At 76.6% G+C, this 806-nt stretch carries 2 protein-coding genes; both read left to right on the top strand.

Annotation, left to right across the window (positions count from 1 at the left end; all coding sequences use genetic code 11):
- A partial coding sequence (locus tag IBL25_RS26415) for a nicotinate-nucleotide--dimethylbenzimidazole phosphoribosyltransferase (RefSeq protein ID WP_187781386.1) occupies window positions 1–372 on the top strand: 372 nt, incomplete at its 5' end.
- The coding region (locus tag IBL25_RS26410) for an adenosylcobinamide-GDP ribazoletransferase (protein WP_187781385.1) at window positions 365–806 on the top strand (442 nt) is incomplete at its 3' end. The genes IBL25_RS26415 and IBL25_RS26410, both read left to right, overlap by 8 nt.

The following is an 806-nucleotide window of genomic DNA, read 5'->3' as shown; positions in this document are numbered from 1 at the left end:
GACCCGCTGGAAGCCGCGCGCCGCCTGGGCGGGCGGGAAATGGCGGCGATCCTGGGCGCCACCCTGGCCGCGCGCCGCCACCGCGTGCCGGTGCTGCTGGATGGCTTCGTCTGCACCGCCGCCGCCGCCCCGCTGGCGCGGCTGGCCAAGGGGGGGCTGGACCACGCGATCATCGCCCATGCCTCGGCGGAACATGGCCACAAGGCGCTGATCGGCCGCCTGGGCATGCAGCCGCTGCTGGACCTCGGCATGCGGCTGGGCGAGGCTTCGGGCGCAGCATTGGCGGTGCCCCTCCTGCGCGCGGCGCTCGCCTGCCACGCCGGCATGGCCACCTTCGCGCAAGCCGGCGTCAGCACCGCAGGCGATGCGTAGCCTGCTGGCGGATTTCTCTGCCGCCCTGGGCCTGCTGACGCGCCTGCCCACCGGCTGGCTGCCGCAGCACAACAGCGCCGCCGGCTTCGCCCGCAGCATCTGGGCCTATCCGCTGGTGGGGCTCGGCATCGGCGCCGCCGGGGGCGCGGTGATGGCCGCCGGGCTGTGGCTGGGCCTGCCGCCCCTGGTGGCCGCCCTGTGGTCCCTCGCCGCCACCCTGCTGCTGACCGGCGGCTTCCATGAGGACGGACTGGCCGATACCGCCGACGGCTTCGGCGGCGGCCGCGACCGCGCCCGCAAGCTGGAGATCATGCGCGACAGCCGCATCGGCTCCTATGGCGTGCTGGCCCTGGTGCTGGCGCTCGGCCTGCGCGCCGCCGCTCTGGCCGCCCTGCCGACCCAGCCCGCCACGCTGCTGGCCGCCACCGCCGCCG

It is taken from the genome of Pseudoroseomonas ludipueritiae, from assembly GCF_014490445.1.
Classification (GTDB): domain Bacteria; phylum Pseudomonadota; class Alphaproteobacteria; order Acetobacterales; family Acetobacteraceae; genus Pseudoroseomonas; species Pseudoroseomonas ludipueritiae.
Note: the sequence above shows the minus strand (reverse complement) of the source record. Positions and strands in the feature narration are given on the sequence as shown.